At 43.8% G+C, this 6,201-nt stretch carries 5 protein-coding genes; 3 read left to right on the forward strand and 2 right to left on the reverse strand.

Annotation, left to right across the window (positions count from 1 at the left end; all coding sequences use genetic code 11):
* On the reverse strand, positions 1–787 hold a 787-nt coding region (locus ACTTJ8_RS11165), incomplete at its 3' end, for an ATP-binding protein (RefSeq protein ID WP_442721228.1).
* Between the two features lie 526 nt (positions 788–1,313).
* Here ACTTJ8_RS11165 and ACTTJ8_RS11170 point away from each other — a divergent pair.
* From ACTTJ8_RS11170 to mtaB, 3 genes are read left to right on the forward strand one after another with little or no spacing between them, the layout of a single operon-like run.
* The gene (locus ACTTJ8_RS11170) at positions 1,314–1,676 is read left to right on the forward strand and encodes a bactofilin family protein (RefSeq protein ID WP_442716799.1); all 363 of its coding nucleotides are present in this window, start codon (positions 1,314–1,316) and stop codon (positions 1,674–1,676) included.
* A 46-nt stretch (positions 1,677–1,722) separates the two neighbouring features.
* Positions 1,723–2,325, forward strand: coding sequence for a tetratricopeptide repeat protein (locus ACTTJ8_RS11175; protein ID WP_442721229.1), 603 nt, complete (start codon positions 1,723–1,725; stop codon positions 2,323–2,325).
* Positions 2,326–2,340: 15 nt separating this feature from the next.
* The gene (gene mtaB / locus ACTTJ8_RS11180) at positions 2,341–3,828 is read left to right on the forward strand and encodes a tRNA (N(6)-L-threonylcarbamoyladenosine(37)-C(2))-methylthiotransferase MtaB (protein ID WP_442721230.1); all 1,488 of its coding nucleotides are present in this window, start codon (positions 2,341–2,343) and stop codon (positions 3,826–3,828) included.
* A 147-nt stretch (positions 3,829–3,975) separates the two neighbouring features.
* On the opposite strand, the gene ACTTJ8_RS11185 is transcribed toward mtaB, so the two are convergent.
* Positions 3,976–6,180, reverse strand: coding sequence for a methyl-accepting chemotaxis protein (locus ACTTJ8_RS11185; protein ID WP_442721231.1), 2,205 nt, complete (start codon positions 6,178–6,180; stop codon positions 3,976–3,978).
* Between the last annotated feature and the right edge of the window lie 21 nt (positions 6,181–6,201).

Below are 6,201 nucleotides of genomic sequence, written 5' to 3' on the forward strand. Positions count from 1 at the left end.
GCGCCTGCGAATAGTCGAGCTTTTGTTTTTCTGCAAGGGCTTGTATCTCCGGTTGGAAGTTCGTTTCAAGTTCTGTTTGTGTGATACCGCAGATACCAGCATAATCTTCTTCCAGTGATATATCGCGGAGGTTATTCAAATCGCTGAAAATGCTGATTTTGCTGAACTTGGTAACACCGGTGAGAAAGGCAAAGCGAATGTATTCATCAGAGGTTTTAATCACCGAGTAAAAGGCTTTGAGCATATTACGGTAGCGTTCGTTCAGCTCTTCATTGCCCCCCATCGTTTGCAGAAGAGGCTTATCGTATTCGTCTACGAGGATAACAACTTGTTTTCCGGTTTGCTTAAAAAGAGCTGCGATAAGCAGTCTAAACCGATCTTCCGGAGCTGCTGCTGTTTTAGGTATAGTGTACTGTATTTCCCACTCATTCAGATGAAGATTTAGAATATCTACAAGAGCCTGCTCATCTATATAATTTTTTGTATTAAAATCCAGATAAAGTACAGGATATTCTTGCCACGCCTCTCTGCCTTCTTGTGCAGACTGCTTCTCTTCGGCTTTTCCAAGATACAAGTCTTTGAACAGCTCTTTTTGCCCGCGGAAATAGGCTGCTAAGGTTGAAAGAAAGAGGCTTTTCCCGAACCGCCGCGGGCGGCTCAAGAAATAGACCTTACTGCCGGTTGCCAAGCGAAAAAGGTATTCTGTTTTATCCACATAAAGGAAACCTTTTTCCCGTAAATCTTTAAAACTTTGTACGCCAAGCGGTAATTTGCGGATCATGTTCATAACAGTATTATAACAGGGTTACTCTATTAAGCCTATCCTTGAGCTTTCTTTGCAGGGAACCCTCTAAAAACTGATTCGCAATCGGCTTTAGCGGATATGACAAACCATTTCCCTACAGAACAAGCCGATAGGCTTGAAGTTTTTAGAGGTTCCCTATAGAAAAAATGCCTGAACATTCCGGTTATGCTTCTTGCCCTGTGATAGATAAGGTTATAGTTTAGCTTCATCACCGACCAAACATTCTCAATGATATTACGATTACGCAGAAGACGGAACTGTTCTTTTGTCATGATACGCTTCATGTTTTTACGTGTTGCCGTTACCGGCTTTCTTGCAGAGGCATACATTTTTTCCAGTTCTTCTTCTTTTAGAAGACATCCCGCATCAGTGGCGAATAGACCTGCAAGATGGTTGAACAGCCTCTATTCTTCTGCGGGGTTCTTTAAAAACCGTCTGATGCGTTTACCCTGGTTTTGTTGTGCAAAGCTCTTGACCTCAGTTGCTGATCGTTGTTATTCTAGCAGCTATGAATGAAACAGATAAAATAGAACTGATAGATTTAGATGAAGAAGATTACGATACGGTCTTAGCGCCGGATATTATGTTTGACGGAATCATCAAATTTCAAAAACCCTTTATGATAAAAGGAACGGTACAAGGCAACATTCAATCCGTGAGCGATTTAATGATAAGCGAGCATGCACGGGTTAAGGCAACTATCTATGCAGATCGTGTGATTATAAAAGGTGAAGTAATCGGTAATGTTACTGCCGAAACCTCTGTGCATGTCTTTCCTTCAGGAAAGTTAACCGGTGATGTAACAGCTCCCGAAGTAACATTGGACAGCGGCTGCTTTTTCAGCGGTATTTGTACCATGACCCGCCCATAAGGATACGCCGATTATGCCGATCTCTTTCAAATTGCGGATACTTGGTATGTTCATGCTGATGTTGTGCGCTCTGTATCCTGCTCAGCTGTATGCACAAAAAGAAGACGCTCTGGTGCTATACCGGGAACACCGATACAAAGAATCCGCGCGCGTTTGCCTCAATGAAATCAACCGTACTCCACAGAATATAGATAGCTATGTGGTATTAACGTGGGCATTACTCGCCGACGGTCAGTATCAGCAAGCAGCAGACTGGATTGCAAAAGGGCGGATTATTTCACAGTATGATCCGCGGCTTATCGAAAGCCATGCGCAGGCGTTCTATCATCTGGGAAAAAATGAAGAAAGCCTGCGTCTGTTTGAAGACTATATTGCCTATGCGCCAAACGGCAGCAAGCTCAATAATGTGTATTACCATATCGGTGAACTGTATCTGCGCATGGGAAAATACCGGCATGCGGATATTGCATTTTCCACAGCAGTAAGGTTAGATAGACTAAACAGCCTCTGGTGGACTCGGCTTGCATATTCACGGGAACTAGCAAAAGAATACCGTACAGCTTTGGAAGCTTATTCTACTGCATTGAAGCTGAACAAAAACTCAGTTGATGCGCAAAAAGGCTATGGGCGGGTATTGCACCGTTTTTAACGGCTTGCTTGATGTATGAACACACAACTATGTACCGTACGCATTGAAACTCTTGGCTGTCGGCTCAATCAAGCTGAGGCAGAGTCCTTTGCAAGCCTGTGTGCCGAAGCCGGTTTTTCATTGTATCATACCGGAAGGGCATCCGATCCGCAGCCGGTACTTTCATCTACAACAAAGTTCTTTGCATCCCTGCCTCCTGAAAATACAGTACTGTGTTTTGTCAACACCTGTACCGTAACCGGCAAAGCAGAACAGAAAGCCAGAAGACTGCTTCGGCTGCTTGCAAAAGAGCATCCTCATGCAGTCATCTTAGTAACCGGCTGCTATGCCCAGTTGGAAGCAGCAGAAATTGAAGCCCTGCATCCTCATATTCTTGCCTTCCCCGGTCAGCAGAAAGATTTACTGACCGCACTGCCGGCATATCTTGCAGATTTAGTACAAACAACGCCTCATCCTGACACTATGCTGTTTCTCAGTGCACTGCGTACCTTCCTTACTCGTTTAGCTGCCGGAGGAATAGACAGCGCAGCCGGTAGCAATCAGCATACCGTACAGTCAAGCGGACAATCCGATAGCTGTCAGCCATTTACGGAACCGCCCCTGTTTGCGCTTAGTTCATCCCGCTTTTTGTTTCATTCCAGAGCCTTTCTCAAAATACAGGACGGCTGTAATGCAGCCTGTGCCTATTGCAGGATCAGACTTGCCCGAGGAAAATCCATTTCACTACCGGCTTCCGAAGTCCTTGCCCGGCTGCGTTGCATCGAAGAAACGGGCATCTCTGAGGTAACCCTTTCGGGAGTAAACTTGTCACAATACAGGAGCGAATCCGGAGACTTTGCCGATTTACTTGCGCTGATTTTGGAACGCAGCGCCATCCGCATCCGTATTTCCAGCCTCTATCCCGACAGGATTGACAAAGCTTTGATTCCGCTTTTAGGACATCCGCAAATTTGCCCGCATTTCCATCTTTCCGTCCAATCAGGCAGCAATAAAATACTTAAAGCCATGCACCGCAGCTACACCCGCGATACCGTATACCATGCTGCAGCAGAACTCCGCCGTGTAAAGGATAATCCGTTTATCGGCGTAGATATTATCACCGGATTTCCCGGAGAAACGGAAGAAGATTTTGAAGAAACATACACGATGTGCCGCGAACTCAATTTTGCCGGAATACACGCCTTTCCTTTTTCCGCCCGTCCTGGTACAGAGGCATGGAAGATGCAGCCCAAGGTGCCGGAACGGATTGCAGGACAGCGGGTTAAAAAACTCAATCTTTTAGCACAGGCGCAGACAGCAGCCTATCTTACAGCCTGGAACGGCAAAACGGTATACGGGGTAGCCGAAGCTCCCCGCAATGGAGTCCATACCGTTATCACAGAAAACTATCTTTCGCTGCCCTTACAAACAGCAGCCGATTTGCAAGGAGGAGAATACATACAAGTGCAGATACACGGCAGCTCAGCACTATTGATACAAAAAAGCTCATTGAGCTTATCTTAAAAGCGGAAAATTATACATTACTGTCAATCGCTGCCGACAGAATACCATCGGCAGCTCTGAAAAATAAGGCATAGTTTTTAGAAGATGCCTCATCAGCAAGACTGATAACAGGTCTTTTTGATAAGTCTTTACATGGGAATGAGACCTTTATATCTTGAAATGCGCAACCTCATTGGTTAAGTGCTCAATACTCTGCTTGTTTTGTTTTGTCATAGCATTGACTTCCTGTACAGCCTTGTTAATCTGCATTGCACCGGATGCCATTTCATTCATACTTTCAGTGATAATACGGGTAAGCTCATCCAATTTCCGTATTTCTTGCGCAACCCCTTCTCCGCCTTTCAACATTTCTGCTGAACCGGCTTGTACCTCTGTTGTAACTGCGTTGATATTCTTAATAGCGTGCAGCACTTCCCTACTACCGCTCTCTTGTTCCCGCATTGCTTCGGTAAGCCTGTTGCTCATAGTCTTTACCTGCTCCGAAAGACTGAAAATTGCATTAAATTTGTCCTCTGCCGTTTTCGAAGAAGCGGAGAGCGTTGCTATTTCACCCGATAAGGTTTTTAACGTCGCTGTTATCGCTTTTCCTTGTACAGAAGATTCCTCGGCAAGTTTACGGATTTCGTCTGCAACAACGGCAAATCCCTTACCAGCATCCCCTGCATGAGCAGCTTCGATGGCTGCATTCATTGCAAGAAGGTTTGTCTGGCTTGCAATATGTTGAATAACACCCGAAGCCTCCATGAGTGATCCGGATTCTTCAGAAACTTTCTGCGTTATAGTATTCGCTGTAACAACGGTTGCTTTACCGTCATCGGTTGCCGTTGTCAAAGCCCTAATCGTCTCATCTGTTTTGGCAAGTGTTTGACCGATCGAAGCAATATTTGCAACCATTTCTTCTACAGATGAAGAAGATTGAGCAACACTTGCCGCTTGTGTTTCGATACTGGTACTTAACTGTTTAATAGTACGGAGAATTTCTTCAATCGTTGCAGCAGTCTCGGTAACACTCGCCGCTTGCGTTAGTGCTTGCCCTTTTACCCCATCGATATTCGCATTGATTTCGTGGACTTCACTTGCAGTTTCGGTCATATTGGCAGCAAGGTTATTTCCGATTTCTTCCATTATAGAAGTATTTTCTCCGACAGTCCTGATAGCCATACTGATTTTTTCAAAAGTTTCGTTAAAGGATTCGGCTATTTCCGCTATTTCATCATTACCGGTAACCGGTAAACGTACCGTTAAGTCTTCTTTACCGTCTGCAATTACCTGCCGCAACGCTGCTGTCACCTGAGCCAGCGGGCGCATTTTTCGTGTGATAATAACTGAAAGAATACTGATAATAAGCACCATCGAGAAAATCAGCTGAATTGCCATCATAAGGATTGTCTTATTTACAGCTTTATATACTTCTGCTTGAGGAACCGTACATACTAAATACCATGGGTCAAATGCCGCATCAATTGTAATAGGTGTTACAATTGTAAACAGCTTTATACCATTTTCATTCTGCGTAAAAAGTCTCACATTCCGATTGGCTCCAACCATTAAAGACTCTTTGTTATGTACAAAGGAATCAAAATCCTTTTTTTGAGTTCCGACAAGACTTTTATCCTTATGCGTTACAATAACACCGCTTGAAGAAATTAAATAACCATATCCTGTTTCGTATAAGTGCAAGCCGTCCAGTTCTTTTGCAAGATTAGTCAATGCTAAGTCAATACCAAAGACACCAACCGTCTTATTATCATTTCTGTTAAGCGGAACCGTAAACGTTGTTACTAATATCTCCTCACCTGAGCTTACCTTACTAAAGTATGGATCAAATTGCTGATCTTTTCCGGTAGATAAAGAATTAAGATACCAGTCCGAAACATCATAGTCACCGAGATGATTTTCTGTTATTGTTTGCGTTACCGTATCTTTATCGAAATACATAATAACCCGACCGGTAGCATCGTGAAACCGGGTATTTGCATATACTGAATCAAGACCGTCAAATTGATTCGGCTCATAACATGCCCACATACTAAAAAAAACGGAGCTATCTTTCAAACTGTGTTCTATTAAGTCATGAAGAGCCGTGCGCCGCTCAGAGGCATTTACCGTTTGAAGGGCTTTTATCGCTGATTTCATCAGATGAGCTGTATCCAATGATCTTTTGAGCGTTGTCGCAGAAATCGTTTCATATTTTTCCGATAAGGCTACAGCAGATTCAATAGCATGCGTTTGCACACTGGTATAACCATCTTTTGTAACGAGAACAAAAACAGGTACCAACGTTATGGCGATACTGGCTGCTATCAATAAAATAAGTGTAGTTCTAAGATGAGTATATTTTTTTAACAGCATACAATCATCCTTTCTAGTTGG

The organism is Treponema sp., assembly GCF_052169735.1.
GTDB lineage: Bacteria > Spirochaetota > Spirochaetia > Treponematales > Treponemataceae > Treponema.

Excerpts from the sequence above, each read along its gene's own strand:
- ACTTJ8_RS11170 (WP_442716799.1), top strand. The coding sequence starts at position 1,314 with ATGAATGAAACAGATAAAATAGAACTGATAGATTTAGATGAAGAAGAT.
- ACTTJ8_RS11185 (WP_442721231.1), bottom strand. The coding sequence starts at position 6,180 with ATGCTGTTAAAAAAATATACTCATCTTAGAACTACACTTATTTTATTG.
- mtaB (WP_442721230.1), top strand. The coding sequence starts at position 2,341 with ATGAACACACAACTATGTACCGTACGCATTGAAACTCTTGGCTGTCGG.
- ACTTJ8_RS11175 (WP_442721229.1), top strand. The coding sequence starts at position 1,723 with ATGTTCATGCTGATGTTGTGCGCTCTGTATCCTGCTCAGCTGTATGCA.